The sequence below is a fragment of the Halococcus sp. PRR34 genome, assembly GCF_028617175.1.
GTDB classification, from domain to species: Archaea; Halobacteriota; Halobacteria; order Halobacteriales; family Halococcaceae; genus Halococcus; species Halococcus salifodinae.
The window spans coordinates 1-20,526 of record NZ_JAQJDA010000019.1; the positions used below are offsets into that span (position 1 = coordinate 1).

A 20,526-nucleotide genomic window follows, 5' to 3' on the forward strand; every position below is an offset into this window, starting at 1 on the left:
CACAAAGACTCCTCTTCCGCTTCATCTCAATCGTTCTAACGACTCACCCCGACGCCGTCGGCGGATTCAATAGAGCTATGACGACGGAATCGACGTTGTCTTCCTGCTCTTTCAACGAATAATATTGCTGCATGTCAGGGCTACCAACGGTCGTATTGGGACCGTAGCGTTTCGCTTGTATCAGCTTCTTCTGTGGATACGGGTTTTCCTTCGTCGCAATCACATCGATACCGGCGTCTGAACTCGCCTGTGACACCTCAGTATCCCATCCCTGCTGTTCCCATAGATCGGCCACCAGATGCTCAAAGTCGTAGCTGTCCATCGACTGTAGCTGCGACAAGACCTGCCCGGATTCTCTCGTCGTGCCCATCTGTTTGAACAAAACCACCGATGGGCGGCACTTAGTGTTTGCTACTCACCCACACATCGTGTCTGTGTGTCACGCCCGAATAGCGACCTATCCTTCCCTTTCTGCGACAACACCATGCCGCTCAGAACGGCCACGAACACCCACGCTGATTGGTCCGTATCGACACCATCACGTCGTCAACCGAACACCGATAGCTGATATACCACGCGAAAAGTATAGTTGTATCGCGGACATTACGAACGCATCGCCGAATGAACGACTCTTGGTCCGCTGGACCGACTCAGTCAACGAAACGAATCGGTCGATGCTATCTATGACAGCCGTTGGCACGAATATGTGAAGCCCATAATAAGGATGTTATGGGATTCGCATATATGCGCTAATCCTTCACACACCCTCCCACGTTCGACGAAGATTTCCGCTATTGTCTGTCCCGCCGATGCCGACGAATCCCTGCTCCTCCAGTCCGGTCAGTGACCGTGAGACGTTCCCTTGGTCCATCCCTGTCTCGTCAACGATTTCACTTTGGGTCCTCCCATCGGTGTCACGAAGACAGCCAATGACGCGCCTGTCGGCACCGTTGAACGTCGTCATCGTCAACGGCTCAGGTTCGACCCACGACGGCGTACACATCGATGTGACAAGGACGTGCGCCTCTTGACCATCCCGACCGAAGCGAAGAATCGACTGTAGCACCTGATTGTGAACGTAGTGCTGGTATATCTCGTCGCCAGTCCGTCCGTACTCAAGGTTTGGCCCTTTATCATCTGGACTGTTATCCCCTAAGCGGCGAATGGGTAGTCCCATGAACGCACCCCAGCGTTTGAACGTCTCGTCGCCGGGATGTGGGGAACCAAGAACGGCCCCCAGCGTCGATTCACGAAAAGCGTTCGATGACTTCACCGATGCGAAGTTTCGGTACTCGTCGGCGTGATGAAGGACTCGGTCGTCTTCGTCGTACCGACGAATCGCTGCCTTCGTCGTAATCACGTCCGGCTCGGCGTCGAAGTGCATCCCCATCCCATGCAGCAGCTTCTCGTCGGTATCGGCATACAGGTGAACACCCGATGAATACGGTCGCGTCCCCCCATTATCGTTGTGCGCCCCGTATTGGTGGACGTGGATATCCAGCGCGTCGGTTAGATAGTCGTTCATGCGCTCCTCGGGGACGACTCTCTCGTGGTCGAAGGACACGCCGAACGCAGTATCCCACATCCGCTTCGTTGGTGTCCCATCAAGCCCAACGACACCGTTCGCGGACTCGAAGTTGGGGACGGACAGCAGGTGGACGGTGGTGTCTTTGGTGTTCCACGCCACTGTTGGCGCAATCTGACGACGTTGGTCCATGCCTCGCAGTGGCACTCGTTGCCAACCCTTCGCCGTCTGTTTGGGGACGTACTTCTCGGTCGTACGGAAGCCGTTGCCCAAATCCTCACAGAACAACAGTCCCAGCACAAGCTTGCCAGCCAGACCATGCACGTCCCCCTCGTCATCGATAACGTCCCAAGGGTCAGGGTTCTTCTCGTCGTAGTTGCGAACGAACTAGCTCACGGCTTCGGCCCTTCGTTCGTACCGATGTTCGACAAAATCGGTCCAGTCGTCGAACGGAAGGCCGCGCCGACGTGAAAGGAAGGCCGAAACCACGGTGTCAGGGTCGTCGAAGGGGGTTACAAGCGCCTCCTCAGCGAACTCATCGATGACGATGGTTCGGTTTTCCACGACGGACGGAATGTTGGCATGGGCGTAGTGACCCACCAGAACGTCGTACTCGTCCGGCTCAAAGTCCCACGCTTGTTGGTAGGGACACGCACCGTCGTCGGTACATGGTAGGTCCATCACCTCGTGGATAGCGCTACCAGCGACTTTTTGACGATACAGATGTCTCACACGGTTGCGCAAGTCATCGCCATGATCGCCATCGAACGTCGGACAGGTTCGGTGGGGACTCGGCAATATCTTCGATTTCAGACTGTCGTCTTGTGCCAGTTCCTCGGCTTGGTCGTACAAGTCCTCACGTTTGGTTAGGTAGGTAATTGGCTCACCCGTATCCTCGACCGCAGGGAACAGTTCAGTTGTCTTGCCAGCCGCTGGTGGCGCTTCGACTAACGTCTCGTCGTCACGCCGAAGTGCATCGGTGATGACCGCTCTCGTCCGGTCACGGACCCACGGCTTCGTGAGGACTTCCGGCAGTCGTTCGGTTTCGCTTCGATTCGTGTCGTCAGTCGATTCAGTAGTGCTCAATGTCGCAGGGGTAAACTCGTCGGCGTCTCACCAGCGCGTTGACGAAGGGCAGTATCCCTAAGTACCCACAGAGCCAAAGAAGGGGCACAGGCTTCCATCCTGCCATCGTCACCACGATGGGTTGCGATTCGTGGTCGTCCGGTGATCTCACCCACCGGGCACGGTTCCCAACTTTGCCATAGCTACGGGTTTGCGAACCATGAATGTGTCGGCAACTCGACTATAATACTGACGGCTTCGCTGTCTTGCGATTATCGGCAAGTGACGACGTGGAACACGTTGACCGACGTACCTTCGCTGTCACGACTCGCACAGCGCGTTCTACGGCGTTCTGACAACGGTGAATAGCAGGCCGTTTCGTCGGCTCGTGCAACGGTCACAGCGACGGCTACAGCGTGTCTGATTCGACTCGAAACCAAGAGCCGTATGAATGGAAAGCCGGACCGTTGGAACCGAATTTTCGGTGGAAGGTTGGATGAAATCCATCGGATGCCAACCGATGCCAGTGCCCACCGGCAACGCCGACAGTCCGGCTGTTCGTTCGGATATCGGCAGATGGAATAAAAGTACAGGGTTCAAAGACCGCGTTCGTATTCATTTCGCACATCATCGTCAGTGATATCAAGATATCGTTGGGTCATGGATATATCGGCGTGACCGAGGTGTTTCTGGACCGTTCGTACGTCTTTCTTGTTCGGGCGTGTCAACGCCGCTACGGCGTGGCTATGACGTAGCACGTGCGACGTGATCTTGTTTCGCTTCAACCCACCGGCGTCCTCGTACATGGACGACTGGATACCGGCTTCGTCGGCGGCTTCTTTGACCACCCAGTTCACTTTGTGGTCAGTGAATTGTTCCGATTGACGCGAACAGAACAGATACGGTGATTCGGCGGCGTACATGGATGACGACCGGTAGCCGCCGTCAATCCACTGATTCATCAGGAAATCGATATCCGGCTGATAGTAGACGGTCCGGTTCGTATCGGTTTTCGTCGCGTGAATCCGAATCGAACGATCGTCCCTGTCGATATCCTCAAGCCGAATCCCCACCAGCTCGCCCTGCCGGCACCCCGTCTGAAACATCAACCGTACCATCAGTTCGTTTCGCAATCGTGGTTCCGGCACGTTATCGGCCAGTTCGTCCACTTGTTCGCGCGACAAGTAGCTGATTTCTTCGCGCGTTGCTTCCGCCTTTTTCGTCCCGTTCATCATGTTGCCGAGGTCCGACCGGTCAACGCCCTCGAACGGTGTTTCGTCGATGATATCCAGCTTGTCGTCAAGGAACGCGTAGAACTTCTTGACGCTGTAGTATCGGTTGTTGATAGTGCCGTTCGCGTAGCCGTCCTGTGATTGCGCGAACACGAAGTCTTCGATATCCAGCGACTCGACGGCCGTCACGTCGTCAACGCCGTCGTTCTGGTTCACCCATCGTTCAAAGTGCTTCATATCCGAACGTCGGCCTTTCGCCGTCGTTTCGGCTTTCATCTGCTCCTGTCGTTTCAAGAACCGTTCGACGTGTTTCGACGGTTCGTATTCGGTGGTCGCCATTATCGGCTACCCCCGTGGGGGTGATTTTCTTGAACGAAGCAGTCCGTACATAGAACGCGGAACTGTTCGCTATTGGCGTTCGATTCGGTGAGTTCGCCACAAAGTTCACAGTCGGTCATGGTCACGCCCTCCTGTAGTATCGTTCGTGGCCGTCCATCGTGGTAGACTCGACAAGGCTGCTGTCTTCCTGTAGCTGTTCTATCGCTCTGCGCACTTTGTACGTCTGTTCGCCAAGGTGGTCGGCGATGTGTTCGACTCGACCGGTGGTCACTGGTGGGTTCATGATCGACACCTCGTCGCCTTCCAGAACGCCCTCGCTGGCAGGCCCGACATCGTGTTCTTCCGGCAAAACGTCGAAGACGGTCCCCATTAGTTCCTTCACGTCTTCAGGTGGTTCCGACATTGCGGATTCGACGGCCTGTAGCCGGTCGTCTACGCCGTCAATCCGCGACAAGATTTTCCGGTGGCCGTCCACCAGTTCGTGTAGCATTTCACGTGCTTCATCGTCTACACCTGCGCCTGCGGTATCATGACTGCCAGCCAGCTCACGCTCTACCGACTGTCGAATCAATTGTGACAGTGACGAGAACTCGTTGTCTTCTTCGACATGGGTATCCCATTTGTCTTTCTGTGCCTGTGATAGCATGAAGTTCGCACGCGCTTTGCTATCCGTGCTATCGCCGTCGTCGGTGTCTGTCGTCGGCATTTGGCTTCGACCTCCGTCATATAGCACACACCGTGTCTACATAGTTATTGTGTATAGCTACAAATGGTTGTTGTTGAACTCGACCAGCGCCGTGGTCAGGCTCGTCCCATAGTTGACCTTCGCGTGCATCGTCCGGAACTCGTCGGCGAGCCGGCCCGAAGAGGTGTCGGCGACCAGACGCAGCGACTCCAGCAGGGTGAGGCCTGTACTGTTCGCACTCGACAGTTTCCGGAGACTTTCGGAGAGTTTGCCGGTGATCCGTCGGCGCGACCTGACGTTCCACTCGTAGAACACCGCGAGCGGCAGGAGATTCAGATAGAGCGGCACGTAGATCCACAGCACCGTGCTCCCGATCGGGTTCGCGACGAACCCATCGATCGAGAGTGGCGCGGCACCCGAGACGAGCGCGAACCCGAGCAGCACGATCGTGGCCGGGATCGTGAGCGCGAGCACCGCGAGCGGGTGATCTCGGAAGAACAGGTGGGGCCGTTCGAGCAGCTTCGCCGTTTGATACGTCCCCTCACGGTCCCGGATTCGATCGAACACGGCGTGCGTGCCGGCGTAGTGCTCAACCGCACCGAGATCCGTGATCCGGCCGAGCCCCGTCTTCCCGACCCACTCGCCCTCGACGTCGTCCGGTCGGAGGTAGCCGTCGCCGACCTCGTCCTGCTGGACCGTCGAGACCAGGATCATGAACCCGATCGCGATCAGCGGGATCAGCGCGTAGACGGTGACGTAGAGCAGCGTGGTCTGGGAACCGCCAATCATGCTCATCACGACGAGGATGATGATGAGCAGGAGCGGAAACACCGAGAGCGTGATGTACATCTCGCCGAACAGTTCGAGGGTTTCGAGCACCAGCGACTGTTCCTGTTTCGCGGTCCGGAGGTGTTTGTCCTTCTTGTCTTGCAGAAAGTCGGTCATGTCACCACCGGAGTCGATGATCGAGAGCATATCGGTCAGAAACTGACTCAGCTCCCCGCTCGGCGTCCGTGTGGTCTGTTTTCTGATCGCCGTTCGGTAATCCGTCTCGAAGTACTCGGTTTCGAGGTAGATGCTCTCGAACTCCCGCGCGACCTCGCCGTAGGTGTCGTCGGCCTCGGCCATCGCCTCGAAGATTTCGAGCTGGTTCAGCCCGCCGATCGAGAGCGCGTACATAAAGGAGACCGAGTCCGCGAGCAGCATGTTGATCTCCCGTTTCCGCGAGCTCGCCCGGAAGTAGGGGATCGCGATCAGCGTACCGAACCCGAACGTGAAGCCGACGAGCCCGAAGACGAGGCCCGAGACCGCGACGAACAGCGGGATCTTGATCGCCTCGAAGAGTTCGAGCGCCGTCCCGTGGAGCACCCGGAGATCGGTCAGCTTCGGCGTTTCGGTGACGTAGAGCTCGACGGCAGCGTAGCCGGCCAGCGTAACCACGAGCCACAGCAGCGCACCCGCGATGACGCCGACCCCGAGCGCCCGCGAGAGATACATCTCGACGGTGTCACCCATCCGCGCCTCCGCGAGCTTGCGCTCCATGTCGTCGACGAAATCGCCGTCCTCGTCGAACAGCCACCGATAGAGCGGGTAGAACCGATCGCCGAGCGTGCTCGATCCACCCCCGTAGCCCGCGCTTCCTACTTCGTGGCTCACTTCCCGCCCTCCGCGCCGTCGTCGGTTTCGTCTGTATCACGCCCGCCGCCGGACTCGTCGTCCTCGTCCGGCGTGGTTCGCAGGCCTCCGGCCTGCTCACCGCCGCCAGACCGGATGCCTGGCGAGGATCGCGCGCCTTCGGCGCGCTCACTTCCATCGGGCGGAGCCCGATGACGTTCGCGCTCGCTGCGCTCGCGCTCACCACCGCCAGACTCACTTCGCTCGACTGACGAGGCTCGCCTCGCTTCGCTCGGCTTACTTCCGGAAGACTCGCTTCGCTCGTCTTCCGACGTTCGCAGGCCTTCGCTCGGCTCACCGCCGCCAGACCGGAGGTCTGGCGAGGATCGCGCGCCTTCGGCGCACTCACCCCCATCGGCGAGCGCGGTGGTGAGATGCGGCGTCGCTCCCTGTCGGTACTCGTCGAACAGTCGATCGTCGGCCTCCTCCAAGATCGCGCCCGTCAGCTCCTCCAACTCTTCGTCGGGATCGGGCCGCGGTACCATTGCCTCCGCCGCCGGATCGGTGTCGATCAGCACGCTCTCCATCCCGCGGAGATCGTCGAGGCTCCTCTCCAGCCGGTCGTTCGCGATCAGTCCGAGAATCGTGTCGGGGTCGTTGATGAACGCCTGGAGCGTCGCGGCGGCCTCGGTGTAGGTGTTGAGCCCGTTATCGATCAGATAGGCGAGCACGACCTTCCGCTGGAACAGCTCCGATGAAAGCCGATCCTGATCCCAGCCGCGATCAAACTTGATCTCCTCTAGGGTGGTCGAACTCCCCATTCGGAGGAATTCATCGGTTTCGGCCTGCCACTGGAACACGTCCTGGACGTTGATCTCGTCGTTCTCGGCGTCGTAGTAGTTGATCTCGGTCAGCACCTTGTTCCGACGAACCTTCTGCCCCCGCACGCGAGTCGCAGTTTGAATACTCACGAGGTCGAGCGCCGTGAACAACGTCTTCGAGACGTTGATCGGATCGGTCGTAAAGCGCTTGATGACCTCGCCGACGTTGTCGGCGTGGAAGGTGGTGAGCGTGGTGTGACCCGTGCTCATCACCTGGAACAGCGTCCGACCCTCCTCGCCCCGGACCTCGCCCATCAGGATGTAGTCAGGGCGCTGGCGCAGACCCGCTTCGAGGAGTTTGAACTCGTCGACGTCGCCAGCGTCATCCGCACTGAACGACGGTCTCGTTACCGAGGCGACCCAGTTGCGCTGGGGGATCTCGAGCTCTCGGGTGTCCTCGATCGAGACGATCTTCGCCTTGCTCGGGATGAAGAGCGAGACCGCGTTCAGGCTCGTGGTCTTGCCCGAGGCGGTGCCGCCCGCAAACAGCATCGACTTGTTATTCTCGATGCAGAGCCAGATGTACGCCATCTCCTCCAGACTGAAGGTTCCCCAGTTGATGAGGTCGATCGGGGTGAAAGGAACGTCCTTGAACTGCCGAATCGTGTAGTTCGTCCCGTGATCGGAGACCTCGTAGCCGAGGGTGAGCTGGGCGCGCGACCCATCCGGCAGGGTGGCGTCGACCTGGGGCTGGCGCTTCGAGATGCCCTTGCCCGAGCGCTGGGCGAGCTTGACGACGAAATCGTCGAGTTCGTCCTCACCGTGGTACACGTTGGAGATCAGCTGTTCGCGATCGGAATGGTAGACGAACACCGGGCTGTTGTAGCCGTCACACGAGATGTCTTCGACGTTGACGTCGTGTTTGATCCCGTCGATCCGGCCGTAGCCGATGAAATCGCGCTTGAGTCGGTAGAGGAGCTTTTCGACCTGGTACTCCGAGAGGTCTTTCGCATCCTCGTCGAGCACCGCGGCCTCGGGTCTGGCGGCGATCCCGACGAGGTTCCCGTCCTGCGCTTCGTCGTCGCCGTCGTCCGCCCCCACTCCGAGGGCGCGTTTCAGCCGAGCGATCACGCCCGACTCGCCGGCCCCCGTGATCGGGCCGTCGTAGAGACCATAGCGATCGAGCAGTCGGGCGGTCTCGGTCTCGATGACTTGTCCGCGGTCGGCGTCGCTGCCCTCGACCATGACCTCGTCGCTCGAATACTTGATCGCGGTCTTCAACTTCCGGGTCAGGAACTCCTCTAAATCCCCCTCGATTTCCGTGACGTGGGGCTCGACGAGGTAGTATTTCTCCTCGTTTTCCTTCGCGGAGTGGAAGATCACCACGAACGCGTAGGGTTTGTTGACCCAGTAGCGCGTCACCTCTCGGAAGTGTGTGCGCTTCTCTACGGGGACCGCCTTCGCGAGGTCGTAGCGGTTGGCGACCGTCGTCCGTCCGTCGGCGGTCGAGAAGAATCCGTCTTCGTCGACCGACGGATCGGTGTCGACCGTGCGCCGATCGACTACCCTGGCGAGCGTGCTCGCGGTTTCGGCCCCAGCCGCGATTCGTTCGACGACCGTTCCGGTGCCGTCCGGAGATCCGGATTCGGTACCGTTGCTCTCCCGACCGCCAGCGGCGCGTTCGTCGGTGTGACGCTGCGAACCGAACACGTCCATCACCGGTGGTGGTCCGGTTATCGTACAAAAACCCTCACCTGCCGCCCGATCGGCTCCGCGTCGGCCCGTTGTCCCGTCGGTCGCTGCTGCCGCCGTGTCCATCAAACGACCGCCGGTCTCTGGCGGACCCTGGGCGTGCAGTTACTCGACGAACGCCTCGATCCGGGCCATCGCCTCGCGGAGGTCCTCGAGACCGGTGGCGTACGACACCCGGAGATGGCCCTCGCCGCCCGCGCCGAAGACGTCGCCGGGGACGACCGCCACGCCCGTCTCGTCGAGCAGCGCCTCCGCGAACGCCTCGGCGTCGGGCCACGGGCTCTCGGGGAAGACGTAGAACGCCCCTTCGGCCTCGAAACAGTCGATTCCCATCTCCTCGAAGCGCGAGAGCACGAACCGACGGCGACGGTCGTACTGGGTGCACATCTCCGCCACCGCGTTGTCGGCGTGTTCGAGTGCGTCGAGCGCGGCGTACTGAGCGGTCGTGGGGGCCGACAAGAGCGAATACTGGTGGATCCGGTTCATCGCCCGGATCGTTTCCGGCGGTGCGAGTGCGTAGCCGAGCCGGAGGCCGGTCATCGCGTAGGCTTTCGAGAAGCCGTTGAACACGATGGTTCGCTCGCGCATCCCCGGCAACGTCGCGATCGACGTGTGATCCCGTCCGTACGTGAGCTCGGCGTAGATCTCGTCCGAGAGAACGGTGAGGTCGTGCTCGCGGGCGAACGCCGCGATCGGGGCGAGCTCCTCGCGGGTCATGATCGCGCCAGTGGGGTTGTTGGGATAGCAGAGCACCAGCATGTCGGCCTCCCCCGCATCGTGTGCGTCGAGGACCTCGGGGGTGAGCTTGAACGCGTCTTCCTCGCGGGTCGGCACGCGAAGCGGCTCGCCGCCGGCGAAGATCACGCCCGGCACGTACGAGATGTAGGCGGGCTGGGCGACCGCGACGCGATCGCCGGGATCGAGGAGTGCGCGGAAGGCGACGTCGATCGCCTCCGATGCGCCCGCGGTCACGATGATCTCCTCGTCGGGATCGTAGTCGAGAGAGTACTGCTCGTCGACGTTCGTCGCGATCGCCTCGCGGAGTTCGGCCATCCCGCGGTTCGCGGTGTAGGAGGTCCGGCCCCGTTCGAGGGAGTCGATGGCGGCCTCGCGCGCGCTCCACGGCGCGGTGAAATCGGGCTCGCCGACCCCGAGCGAGATCACGTCGTCCATCTCCTCGGCGAGCTCGAAAAATCGCCGAATCCCGGAAGGAGGGACGCGTTGGGTGCGCTCCGAGGGATTCATGGAGAGACCGACAGCCGATCGTCGTCGTGGCCGTCGTCGAATTCGACCCCGCGCTCCTTGTACGTCGTCATCAGGTAGTGGGTCACGGTCTGGGTGATCTCGGGCACCGGTGCGACCTTCTCGGAGACGAACCGCGAGACGTCGCTCATCGAGTCGGCGCGCACCCCTAGCGAGAAATCGTACTCGCCGGAGACCAGCCGGAGCGACTCGACTTCGGGGAACTTCGCGAGCCGGTCGGCGATGTCGTCGTAGCCCGTCTCGCGGTCGAGCGTGACGTTGCACTCGACCAGCGCGCGCACCGGCTCGTCGTCGACCTGCCGCCAGTCGACGACCGCCTGATACCCCCGGATCACGCCCTCGTCTTCGAGAGTCTCGATGATCGCCTCGATCTCGCCTTCGTCGGCGTCGATCTGTCGGGCGAGATCGGTGGTCGAGTAGCGCGCGTTCTCGCACAGCAGCGAAAGCACCTCCTCGCGAACGCTCATACTACCGAGGCCACCAGCCCGGGGCAAAAGACTTCCGCCCGACCTACGCGTCGGGGTCGTTTTCGAGGAACGCCGCCGCCAGCTCGCGCTGGGCTTTCCGGAGGTGGTTGTGAAGCGTGGGGGAGGTGATCCCCATCGACTCCGCGACCTGCTCGGCGGTGGAGTCACGGGGCCAGTCGTAATACCCCGCGAAGTACGCCGCCCGCAGCGCGGAGCGCTGTTTCTGGGTGAGGCGCTCGTCGAGGGTCTGTCGGAACGTACCCTCGGTCCGGAGCGGGAGTTCGACGGTGCGTTTCGACAGCAGCTCTGCCCCCGGGTACGCCGCCTCGAACCCGTCGACCACGGTGCGAACGTCGGCGTCGGTGGCGATCTCCGCCACCACCCGTGCTTCGCCGTCCTCGGCCGTGAACTCCTGGACCGTTCCCCCGACCTCGATCAGCGTGTTCACGGGCGAGTCGGTGATGGCGAGTTCGAACACGCTACCCGTCTCGCGCTCGCTGACGAGTCGCGCTGACGCGACGAGGTCCGATTCGTCGGCGGCATCGAGCACGCGCTCGGGCGCGACGCCGTCGACGACGACGTACTGGAGGAGCGTTCCGTCGGCACCGGGAACGACGCCGTCGAGGCTGTACCGACAGTCGAGGCGCTCGGTGAGGCGGGTGGCGAACCCCGAGCCGTCGGGAACGTGGAGTTCGAGCGCGACCGCGGTGTCCGACAGCAGGAGCCGCATGTTCTGGGCGGCGTTGATCGCGAACCCGGCGATCTCGCCGAGCACCGCGAACCCGGACTGTTCGCGCTCGCTGAAGGCGTCCCGTCGCGTGGAGTACACCGCGAGCACGCCGTACACCACGTTCTCGTAGGACAGCGGGATGGCCGCCGCCGATCGGTGCTCGTGATCGGTCGCAGCTTCGTCCTCCACGATCGAGCCGTCGGCTGGATCGAGAACCTGTACCCCACCCGTCTCTAGCGCGCGTGCTGCCGGTTCCGCGACCGCCTCGCCGTCAGTCGCGACATCGACCCCGTCGGTGTCGTCGATCCCGGCTCCGGTCCGTACCGCGAGGTCGCCACCCGCGCCGCGCTCGGCGATCCACGCGAACTCGTAGAGCTCCGAGGCGGCGAGGCGCTCGCAGATCGTGTGTTCGATCTCGTCGCGCGTCGCCGCGGCGACGAGGTTACGGATGATCCCCTGGATGACTGCGTTGATTCGATCGAACGTCGCGAGTTCGTCGCGCTGGGCGGCCAGCCGGCGTTCGCGCTCGGCCAACGCCCGCTCCGCCCGGCGCTGGGCCACCGCGTTCTCGATCCGGTTCGCGAGCACCGCGTACTGGTCGGTGCCGGTGTCCTTCCGGAGGTAGTCAGTGACGCCCGCCGAGATCGCTTCGCTCGCCACCTCCTCGCTCCCTTTCCCCGTCGAGAGGACGAACGGAACTTTCGAGTGCTCCTCACGAACCGCTTCGAGGAACTCCAGTCCGTCGAGCCCCGGCATCCGGTAATCGCTGACGATGCAATCGGGGACTCCCTCGTGATCGAGCCGGTCGAGAGCGTCGCTGGCGCTGGTTTCGGTGACGACCACGAACGACTCCTGGAGGTCCTCGAGAAAGCGCGCGGCGACCTCGACGAGGCGCTGCTCGTCGTCCACGAACAGCACGCGGATCGGCTCGGTCACGCTCGCCTCGTCGTCCGACGACATTCCTCTCAAAACCATTCCGCTCGACGTATTAATATATCGTCTGTCAGTTCGCACTCAGTTTTTCGGTGTTTACCGACAGACGGCCGACGAATTCGATCTCTCTTGCAGTTCGAGCGGTCACATTCGTGTCTCATCGGACGTCTGTGTCCGGATCTCGAAGCGTGCGCCGCCTGCCTCGCTTTCGTCGACGGTCACCGTCCAGTCGTGAGCTTCGGCGATGGATCGGACGATCGAGAGCCCCAACCCCGTGCCGTCGTCGGCGGTGGAGTACCCACCCTCGAACACGTTCTCGCGCTCCCCGTCGGGGATTCCCGGGCCGTCGTCTGCAACGAAGAGCCCGCCATCGTCGAGCGCGCCGACGGTCACGGCGACGTCGTCGTGTTCCGTTGTGTCGTCAGGTGAAGCCTGACTGTTCGTGGAGCCGTGTTCGACAGCGTCCTCCTGAGCCTGCGAAGGTGGGTTTGTGGAGCCATGCTCCACAGCGTCGCCGGCCTCCGACCGGCTGCTCGTCGAACCATGTTCGACGGCGTTCCGGAACAGGTTCTCGAACAGCCGCGCGAGCCGGTCGGGATCGGCCTCGACCTCGCCGGGATCGTCGACGGTGAGCTCCGCGGTTTCGGTGCCGGCGGTGTGCCACGCTCGCTTGGCGACCGTCGCGAGCGAGACGCGCTCGGTTGCGCCGATCACCCGTCCCTGTCGCGCGAGCGTGAGCACGTCCTCGATCAGCTCGTTCATCCGGACGAGCGCCGCGTCGATCTCCTCGTGGTGTTCGGAGTCCTGTTCCCTGCGTGCGAGTTCGAGTCGGCCGCGCGCGACCGAAAGCGGGTTCCGGAGGTCGTGGCTGATGACGCTCGCGAACTCCTCCAACAGCTCGTTCTGGCGTTCGAGCTCGCGCTGGCGGCGTTGCTGATCGGTGATGTCGGTGTAGATCGAGTAGCCCTCGGCGTTGCGCTCGTCGAGTGCGATCGGCACCACGTGCAACAGGAAATCCCTGACCCCGTCGGCCGTCCGCCGGCGTGCGGTCGTTCGGAGCCGTTCGCCCGCCAGCAGCCGTTCGTTGAGCTCGTCGGCCTCGTCGTCGTCACTCATTGGAACGATGAACTCGTCGATGTTCTCGCCGGCCACCGTTTCGGACGAGTAGCCGAAGACTTCCTCGAACGCCGTGTTGACGTCCCGGACGATCGGCTCGCCGTCGACGAGGTCGTAGCGGAGCGCGGCGTCGGGAACGTTCTCGAACAGCGCCGCGAGCCGATCGTGTTCGGCGACGAGCCGTCGCTCGCGGTCTGCACGCGAGAGCGCCGCCTCGGTGTTGGTGGCGAGGAGCTTCGCGAGCGAAACGTTGTCATCGTCGAACGCGCCCGGCTCGGTCGATCCGATGTTCAACACGCCGAACTCGCCGATCGGGACCACGATCTCGCTGCGGAGCGGCGTCTCGGGATCGAAGACGTCGGCTTCGCGGTTGACGTGGTCGTACCGACGGGTCTCGCCGTCTTCGAACGCCTGCCACGACAGGCTCTCGCCCCCGGTGTATGTCGGGGCCGTCCCGAACAGCTCCACGCCGCGCTCGGAGATCGCTGCCGGGCGGAGCACCGCGTCGGCCTCGTCGTGGAGCCAGATGCCGCACATCGGCATGTCGAGCACGCGCTCGACCGTCGCGACGGCGATCTCGGCGATCTCGTCGCGGTCGGCCGCGTCGATCATCGCCCGCGTCGCGTCGTGGAGCGTCTCGATCGCCGCTTCGTGGCGTTTCTGGGCGGTAATGTCTCGGATCGTGGCGGTGAAGCGATGCTCGCCCTCGGCGGCGTGTTCGCCGAACGAGACGCCGAGCTGGATCTCGCGTCCGTCTCGGTGTCGACCGGGGAGCTCGATCCACCCCCAGTCGAGATGCTTGTCTCCCTCTCGGAGATACCGGTCGAGCCCTGCGAAGTGGGGATCGTGAAGCCGGTCGGGCATGACCGTCGTGAGCGACTCGCCCTCGAGTTCGGTGGCGGAATAGCCGAACACCCCTTCGACCGCGTCGTTCGCGTACCGAATCGTACTGTTCTCGTCGATGGTGACGACTGCGAGCGTGGTGTTCTCGGCCAGCGCCCGGAACCGCGCCCGCGCTGCCTCGAGTTCCCCCTCACGCTGCTTGCGCTCGGTGACGTCCTCACAGATCATGACTGTCCCTTCGAACTCCGTGTCGTACGGGAGCAACGAAACCCGGATTTTGAGCGTACGCCGATCCCCGTTGGGCGGAGTGATGGTGAGTTCGTACGTCCCGGTCGTGCGCTCGGTGTCCGCCGAGAGCAGGTCTCGTACTGTCGTGGCGTACTTCTCGATGCTTTCCGGCGGAACGATTCCGTTCTCGACGAGCGTCCGGAACGGTTTCCCGCGGAGCTCCATCATGGGGTAGCCTGCCATCGATCCCGCCCGCTCGTTCCCCCCGACGACCGTCCCATTGGGATCGACCACGAACATCCCGACCGGCGCGGTTTCGACCATCGTCTCGTAGCGTTCCAGCTCGCGCTCACGCTGCTTGCGCTCGGTACTGTCGCGGATCACGCCGACGGTCCCCTGGAACGCTTCTGCTTCCGCCGTCGGGAGCAGTGCGACCTGAATCTCACACGGGAACGTACTGCCGTCGGCGGGATGCACGGTGGCCTCGAAGGACTCGCTGACGCTCCCGAACGAATCCCGCGAGAGCAGATCGCGGATCAGGGCCCGTCCGTGTTCGATGTCCGCCGCTTCGAGGAACGTCGAGACGTGCTTGCCGAGCAGCTCCTCGCGCGCGTAGCCCGTTTTCTCGACGATGGTGTCGTTGACGCTCGTGACCTGCCCGTCGGTATCGAGTGCGTAGATCCCGTCACCGGCGGCGTCGAGCATGCGTTCGTGGCGTCGCAGCTGTGCCTCGCGGTCGACCCGATCGAGCGCGACTGCCGCGTTCGCCGCGAGCACCTGTGCCAGCCTGATGTCAGCGTCGTCGAACGCGTCGTCGGACAGGCCGATGCTCAGCGTTCCGTGGTCGCCGAGCGGCACGTACATGGAGCTCTCGAACGGGAGGTCGTCCGCACCGTACTCGGCGACGCTCCCCGCGGTCAGGACGGGCTCGTCCGAATCGAGCGCACGCCACGGGAGTGCCTCGCCGTGGGCGTAGCTGGGTCGTTCGCCGAGCAGCCGTCTCGCGGCATCGGACACCGCGACGGGTTCGAGCGTGTCGGTGTCCGAGTCGTGCAGTCGCACGGCCGTCGCCGAAAAACCGAGCACCTCCGCCGCGGCCTCGATGGTCGCCGTCGCGACTCCCACCCGGTCGTCCGCGCGGACGAGATCACGGGTCGATTCGTGGAGCGCCGTGATCGCCGCCTCGCGACGTTTGCGACCGGTGATGTCGCGACCGGAACCGATCACTCCGTACACCGACTCGCTGTCGGTGAGCGGTGCGCCGTTGAACTCGTGGGGGATCGCCTCCCCATCCGAAGTCACGAACGCCGACTCGACGGTGACGGTTTCGCCGCGCTCTGCGATCGCCGCGATCCGATCGGCGATCAGATTTTGGTCGGCCTCGGGGACGAACTCGAGGGCGTTCATCTCCGCGATCGTCTCGTCGTCGTACCCCACCGTCGCGGCGAACGCGTCGTTCCACCGGAGCATTCGGCCCTCGGGATCGAACGCGTAGATCGCGTCGGGAATCGCGTCGAAGACCCCCTCTGCGACCGCGCGCTCCTCGCGGAGTTCGCGCTCGCGCCGTTCGAGTGCGGCCCGGGTCTCGGCCGCGTCGATCGCCTGCCCGATCGTGCCCGCGAGCTCCGCGAGCGCCGTTCGCTCCTCCTCGCCGAACGCGTACCGCCGACTCGAATAGACCACCAGCACGCCGTACTCGACCTCATCGTACGAGAGCGGCAGTGCGATCACTGACTCGTGGTCGTAGCGATTGGCGGTCTCCGCCCACGGCTCGAACGTCTCGTCCTCAGTCAAGTTCCGCGTGGTTTGAACGGCCCCCAAGCGGAGCGCTCGTCCGGCCGGGCCGCGACCACGGGGTGTGTCGTCGGCCCGGACGGTGATCTCGTCGAGATACCCCGTCCCCGATCCCGCGCGCTCGCTGATCACGACCCGGTCGCCGTCATCGGGCTCGCCGATCCACGCGAGCGTGTACGGTGTCGACCGGGCGAGACGCGCACAGACCTGCTCCTCGATCCCCCCGCGAGTCGACTGGCCGACGAGTTCGCGCTGGACGTCGCTGATCACGCCGTTGATCCGGGCGAGTTCGTCCGCCCGGCGCTCGGCACGGTGGGCCTCGACCGCGTTCTCGATTCGGTTTGCCAACAGTTCGTACTGCTCCGTTCCGGTTCCCTTCTGGAGGTAGTCGGTGACACCCGCCGAGACGGCTTCGCTCGCGATCTCTTCCGATCCCTTGCCGGTGAACAGCACGAACGGGCGATCGGTGTCGATCTCTCGTACCGCGGCGAGGAAGTCGAGCCCGTTCATCCGGGGCATCGTGTAGTCGCTCACGATGCAGTCGAACGCCGCCGGATCGCGTTCGAACCGGGCGAGTGCGGCCGCGCCACCTTCGACGACCGTGACGTCGAAGTCGTCGCGAAGCCGCTCGAGGTGCGTCGCCGCGAGGTCCGCAACCGCCGGCTCGTCGTCGACCAACAGCACCGCGATCTCGCCATTCATGCTCGTTGTTGTCGAGTGCGTCGCCGCTGGCAAAAACCTATCTGCACCATTCCGCCGACGACCGACAGCGAGCGGCTCCAAGCGGTGTCGAGCCATCTTTGGTCCTCGCGCACGTGGGTCGGCCGTGACTCTCGAAGAATCCGCACGCGAACTCGACCGTGGCGACGAAGCTCCCGACTTCGAACTCCCCGGTGCCGACGGCGAAACTCATGCTCTCGCCGATTTCGCCGACCACAAGGCGCTGCTGGTGACGTTCACTTGCAACCACTGTCCCTACGCCCAGGCGAAGTTCGACACCCTGAATCGGCTCGCTGACGACTACGACAACGCCGCTGTCGTGGGGATCAACCCCAACGACGCCGAAGAGTATCCCGACGACTCCTTCGAGACGATGCAGGAGCTCGTCGACGAGGGTACGATCGATTACGACGCCTACCTCCGCGACGAGTCCCAGGACGTCGCGCGGGCCTACGGCGCGGTCTGCACCCCCGATCCGTTCCTGTTCAAAAGTACCAACAACGGGTTCGAACTCGCCTACCACGGCCGGCTCGACGACGCCCACGGCCCCGACGAACAGCCCTCCGGCGAGCCAGGCTTCGAGATGGCGGGTGCGATCGAATCGGTGCTCACTGGCGTCCCGGTGGACCACGAGTTCCGGCCGTCGCGTGGCTGCTCGATCAAGTGGCAATAATACATGAAAACTCGAACAAACGTTATTGTGTCCGTTCCCTGAATCTGCTAGATCAGTCCGTATTTGAGTGTATCAATCCCCTCCCACTGTCTGGCGATCACGGTACCATACCAGTGTGTCTAGGAGTGTAAGTACCGACATAAACGCGATAATACCTGCCATCTCCCACACTACGCCTCTCCCGACACCGATCAGGCTGAGGAGGAAAAGCACGACAGCACTGGCGACCACCGAAATGATCGGGAACAACACCGCCACACCCGCTGTACGAATCCCCCTCATAAACTGATGTTTCTGTTCGTTGTTGTATGAGTTTTGCACTATGGTCATGATCGGCACACGGACCGCAACCGTGATTCACCGATGAACCGCACCGCTGACCGCCACCACAACCACGCAGCACCGCCCGAGCCCTCGGCCATTCACTCCGTTCGTGGCCTTCGCCCTCGATCCGCCAGGACCGCCACCGCTCCGCTGACCGCCGACCACTTTGCCGCACCGCACCCGCGCCGCAGCCGCAAACTCAGCCCTCGCCAACGAGGTCGTCGTAGCGCGCGCCAGTTTGTTTCAGCGTCTCGGTCGAGTAGAGACGTTCGTGGTCGTAGGGCAGATGGTCGCCGGCGAGTTCGTCGACTTTCGCGTCGACGGCGTCGGACTCGCGGCCGTGGATCATCGTGAAGAGGTTGTACGGCCAGTCCTGCTCGGGCCGGCGCGGACGGTGATAGCAGAGCGTGACGTACGGCAGCGCCCCCACCTCGGTCCCGCGGGCGTCGAGTGCGTCGTCGGGCACGTCCCAGACCACCATGCAGTTCGCGTCGAACCCGGTGACGACGTGGTTCACGATACAGCCGATCCGCTTGATACAGCCCGCATCGCGCAATCGGTGAACGGCGTCGAGCACCTCGTCCACGGGAGCGTCGATCTCCTCGGCAACGTCGCGGTACGGCGTCGCAGTTAGCGGGAATCCTTCTTGGATCGCAAGCAGCAAGCGCGCGTCGAGCGCCGAAAGATCGCCGGCGGCGTCCTCACCGATCCGGGTCGGCGAGACGTCGGTTTCGTCGACTCCTTCCCGAGCGAACCGATCGGTGTTGACCACGGGGAATTCGAGATCGATGTAGAAGTCGGTCAGCATCGGGAGCCGCAACACGCCACAGCCCGTCCGCTCCTCGATCTCGTCGAGGATCGTGTCGCGGGTCTCGCGCGATCCCGCAGTAACCACGAACCACATGTTCCAGTCGTGATCGCGCCGGTAGTTGTGGTTGACCTGACGATAGCCGTTGACGACTTCCGCGATTTCGTCGAAGCGTTCTTCGGGGGCTCTGACCGCGGCGAGCGCCGACGATCCGATCACGGGCGGGTTGAGGACCGCGCCGAACCGCCGGAAGACGCCCGCTTCGCGCAGCCGCTCGACGCGCGCGAGCGCTTCGGCCTCGCTCACGCCCAGCTCGTCGCCGACGGCCTCGAAGGGACGTTCGCGGACGGGGAACCCGCTCTGATAGCCGTCGACGAGTGCGGCGTCGACGTCGTCGAGATCCGCGCGCCAGCCCTCCGCCAGCGAACTCATTGTTTGGAGGAGGAGCCCTCGACACAACGGTCTATCGGTTCGGCGGAACTATCCCGTTCGCGCGTCCACTCACCGCATGACCGGGTTCGAAGATCTCACTGATCGGGTCGCGCTCGTGACGGGCGCGACCGGCGGCATCGGGCGTGTCGTGGCGCGGCGACTCGGCGGCCGCGGCGCGACCGTGGTCGTGGTCGGACGCTCGCGCGAGCGCGGCCAGGCAGCCGTCGATGAGATCGAGCGCGCGGGCGGCGAGGGAGCGTTCGTCTGCGCCGACCTCGCTACGACGGACGCCGTTCGCGGGCTCGCCGACGCGTTCCGTGAGCGGTACGACCGCCTCGACGTTCTGGTCCACAACGCCGCCTGCTCACACGACGACCGCCGGCTCACCGACGACGGGTACGAGAAAACGCTCGCTGTCAACCATCTCGCGCCGTATCTCCTGACCCACGAACTGCTCGACCTGCTCCGTGCGTCCGCACCGGCCCGCGTCGTCAGCACCTCTTCGACGGTCCACCGACGCGGCGAAATCGACGTTGACGACCTCCACCTCGAATCGGGCTACGACGCGCTCGACGCCTACGCGCGCTCGAAGCTCGCGAATCTCCTGTTCACCATCGAGCTCGCCGCGCGCCTCGACGGGACTGGCGTGACCGCGAACGCCGTCCATCCCGGGTTCGTCCCCGGCAGCGGGCTCTACCGGGACGCCTCACTGCCCGTCCGCGCCGCTACGGCCGTCGCCGCACGCCTCCCCTTTGTGGGGACTTCAGTCGAAGATGCCGCCGACGGTCTCGTTCGACTCGCCGCAGCGTCCGAAGTGGCCGAAGTCAATGGTGTGTACTTCGAAGGATGCGAGCGCGCCGACCCGGACCCGCGCGTCCACGACGACCAACTGCGTGAACGTCTCTGGAAGGCGAGCGCCGACTTCGTCGGTGTCGATCCCGCGTGGCCGTGACCCGAGCACCCAGATCGACGAAAGCCGGCTGCTGTCAACCGCGGTGGCGCGCGGGAGCGGAGCGCGGCGCGACCGAAGGGAGGGCCGCGGACGTGAACGGGGAGGGACGACCCGTGAGCGCGTCGAAGACGCGCGACTCGCGCGAGGGATGACCGAGTGAGCGTAGCGAACGAGGGGGTCGGTTGGGGAGGGTGTGGCCTGCGGTCTCTC

14 protein-coding genes and 1 pseudogene are annotated in these 20,526 nt (G+C 63.4%); 2 read left to right on the plus strand and 13 right to left on the minus strand.

The features are described 5' to 3' along the window. Positions 1-43 precede the first annotated feature (43 nt). The 11 genes and pseudogenes from PHA81_RS16880 to PHA81_RS16930 form a co-directional block, all read right to left on the minus strand. The gene (locus PHA81_RS16880; protein ID WP_273837628.1) at positions 44-322 is read right to left on the minus strand and encodes a restriction endonuclease; all 279 of its coding nucleotides are present in this window, start codon (positions 320-322) and stop codon (positions 44-46) included. A 435-nt stretch (positions 323-757) separates the two neighbouring features. Then, on the minus strand, positions 758-1,717 hold the full coding sequence (locus PHA81_RS16885) for a helix-turn-helix domain-containing protein (protein WP_273837629.1): 960 nt from the start codon (positions 1,715-1,717) through the stop codon (positions 758-760). Between the two features lie 195 nt (positions 1,718-1,912). Continuing rightward, positions 1,913-2,377 carry a hypothetical protein gene (locus PHA81_RS16890; RefSeq protein ID WP_273837630.1) on the minus strand — a complete coding sequence of 155 codons (465 nt, stop codon included), beginning with the start codon at positions 2,375-2,377 and terminating at the stop codon, positions 1,913-1,915. Positions 2,378-3,186: 809 nt separating this feature from the next. Further along, positions 3,187-4,161 (minus strand): tyrosine-type recombinase/integrase, encoded by a 975-nt coding sequence (locus PHA81_RS16895; RefSeq protein WP_273837631.1) that lies wholly within the window; start codon positions 4,159-4,161, stop codon positions 3,187-3,189. A gap of 121 nt (positions 4,162-4,282) precedes the next feature. Further along, entirely contained in the window at positions 4,283-4,867 is a 585-nt protein-coding gene (locus tag PHA81_RS16900; RefSeq protein ID WP_273837632.1) for a hypothetical protein, read from the minus strand. Between the two features lie 69 nt (positions 4,868-4,936). Beyond that, positions 4,937-6,502, minus strand: a pseudogene (locus PHA81_RS16905) (type II secretion system F family protein); the annotation flags it as partial. Further along, positions 6,499-8,997 carry an ATPase, T2SS/T4P/T4SS family gene (locus tag PHA81_RS16910; protein WP_273837633.1) on the minus strand — a complete coding sequence of 833 codons (2,499 nt, stop codon included), beginning with the start codon at positions 8,995-8,997 and terminating at the stop codon, positions 6,499-6,501. The pseudogene PHA81_RS16905 and the gene PHA81_RS16910, both read right to left, overlap by 4 nt. Before the next feature lie 141 nt (positions 8,998-9,138). Then, positions 9,139-10,278: an aminotransferase class I/II-fold pyridoxal phosphate-dependent enzyme gene (locus tag PHA81_RS16915; protein WP_005039331.1), complete on the minus strand. Its 1,140-nt coding sequence runs from the start codon at positions 10,276-10,278 to the stop codon at positions 9,139-9,141. Next, positions 10,275-10,763: an Lrp/AsnC family transcriptional regulator gene (locus PHA81_RS16920; RefSeq protein ID WP_005039329.1), complete on the minus strand. Its 489-nt coding sequence runs from the start codon at positions 10,761-10,763 to the stop codon at positions 10,275-10,277. The genes PHA81_RS16915 and PHA81_RS16920 overlap by 4 nt, the downstream gene beginning before the upstream one ends. Before the next feature lie 43 nt (positions 10,764-10,806). Further along, positions 10,807-12,453 carry a bacterio-opsin activator domain-containing protein gene (locus tag PHA81_RS16925; RefSeq protein ID WP_273837635.1) on the minus strand — a complete coding sequence of 549 codons (1,647 nt, stop codon included), beginning with the start codon at positions 12,451-12,453 and terminating at the stop codon, positions 10,807-10,809. A 117-nt stretch (positions 12,454-12,570) separates the two neighbouring features. Next, entirely contained in the window at positions 12,571-17,109 is a 4,539-nt protein-coding gene (locus PHA81_RS16930) for a PAS domain S-box protein (protein WP_005039323.1), read from the minus strand. A 124-nt stretch (positions 17,110-17,233) separates the two neighbouring features. Between PHA81_RS16930 and PHA81_RS16935 the strand changes: the two genes are divergently transcribed. Continuing rightward, the gene (locus PHA81_RS16935; protein WP_005039321.1) at positions 17,234-17,800 is read left to right on the plus strand and encodes a thioredoxin family protein; all 567 of its coding nucleotides are present in this window, start codon (positions 17,234-17,236) and stop codon (positions 17,798-17,800) included. A gap of 72 nt (positions 17,801-17,872) precedes the next feature. Here PHA81_RS16935 and PHA81_RS16940 read toward each other — a convergent pair whose 3' ends face one another. Next, on the minus strand, positions 17,873-18,130 hold the full coding sequence (locus PHA81_RS16940) for a hypothetical protein (protein ID WP_049909784.1): 258 nt from the start codon (positions 18,128-18,130) through the stop codon (positions 17,873-17,875). 193 nt (positions 18,131-18,323) lie between these two features. Then, on the minus strand, positions 18,324-19,364 hold the full coding sequence (locus PHA81_RS16945) for an Lrp/AsnC family transcriptional regulator (protein WP_005039315.1): 1,041 nt from the start codon (positions 19,362-19,364) through the stop codon (positions 18,324-18,326). A 76-nt stretch (positions 19,365-19,440) separates the two neighbouring features. On the opposite strand from PHA81_RS16945, the gene PHA81_RS16950 reads away from it, so the two are divergent. Further along, positions 19,441-20,316: an SDR family NAD(P)-dependent oxidoreductase gene (locus tag PHA81_RS16950; RefSeq protein WP_005039313.1), complete on the plus strand. Its 876-nt coding sequence runs from the start codon at positions 19,441-19,443 to the stop codon at positions 20,314-20,316. Positions 20,317-20,526 lie beyond the last annotated feature (210 nt).

What these genes read in the sequence shown, in the direction of transcription:
- PHA81_RS16940 (WP_049909784.1), bottom strand. Translation starts at nt 18,130, where the DNA reads ATGACCATAGTGCAAAACTCATACAACAACGAACAGAAACATCAGTTT.
- PHA81_RS16910 (WP_273837633.1), bottom strand. Translation starts at nt 8,997, where the DNA reads ATGGACGTGTTCGGTTCGCAGCGTCACACCGACGAACGCGCCGCTGGC.
- PHA81_RS16930 (WP_005039323.1), bottom strand. Translation starts at nt 17,109, where the DNA reads ATGAATGGCGAGATCGCGGTGCTGTTGGTCGACGACGAGCCGGCGGTT.
- PHA81_RS16900 (WP_273837632.1), bottom strand. Translation starts at nt 4,867, where the DNA reads ATGCCGACGACAGACACCGACGACGGCGATAGCACGGATAGCAAAGCG.
- PHA81_RS16895 (WP_273837631.1), bottom strand. Translation starts at nt 4,161, where the DNA reads ATGGCGACCACCGAATACGAACCGTCGAAACACGTCGAACGGTTCTTG.
- PHA81_RS16880 (WP_273837628.1), bottom strand. Translation starts at nt 322, where the DNA reads ATGGACAGCTACGACTTTGAGCATCTGGTGGCCGATCTATGGGAACAG.
- PHA81_RS16885 (WP_273837629.1), bottom strand. Translation starts at nt 1,717, where the DNA reads ATGGACCAACGTCGTCAGATTGCGCCAACAGTGGCGTGGAACACCAAA.
- PHA81_RS16920 (WP_005039329.1), bottom strand. Translation starts at nt 10,763, where the DNA reads ATGAGCGTTCGCGAGGAGGTGCTTTCGCTGCTGTGCGAGAACGCGCGC.
- PHA81_RS16925 (WP_273837635.1), bottom strand. Translation starts at nt 12,453, where the DNA reads ATGTCGTCGGACGACGAGGCGAGCGTGACCGAGCCGATCCGCGTGCTG.
- PHA81_RS16945 (WP_005039315.1), bottom strand. Translation starts at nt 19,364, where the DNA reads ATGAGTTCGCTGGCGGAGGGCTGGCGCGCGGATCTCGACGACGTCGAC.
- PHA81_RS16915 (WP_005039331.1), bottom strand. Translation starts at nt 10,278, where the DNA reads ATGAATCCCTCGGAGCGCACCCAACGCGTCCCTCCTTCCGGGATTCGG.
- PHA81_RS16950 (WP_005039313.1), top strand. Translation starts at nt 19,441, where the DNA reads ATGACCGGGTTCGAAGATCTCACTGATCGGGTCGCGCTCGTGACGGGC.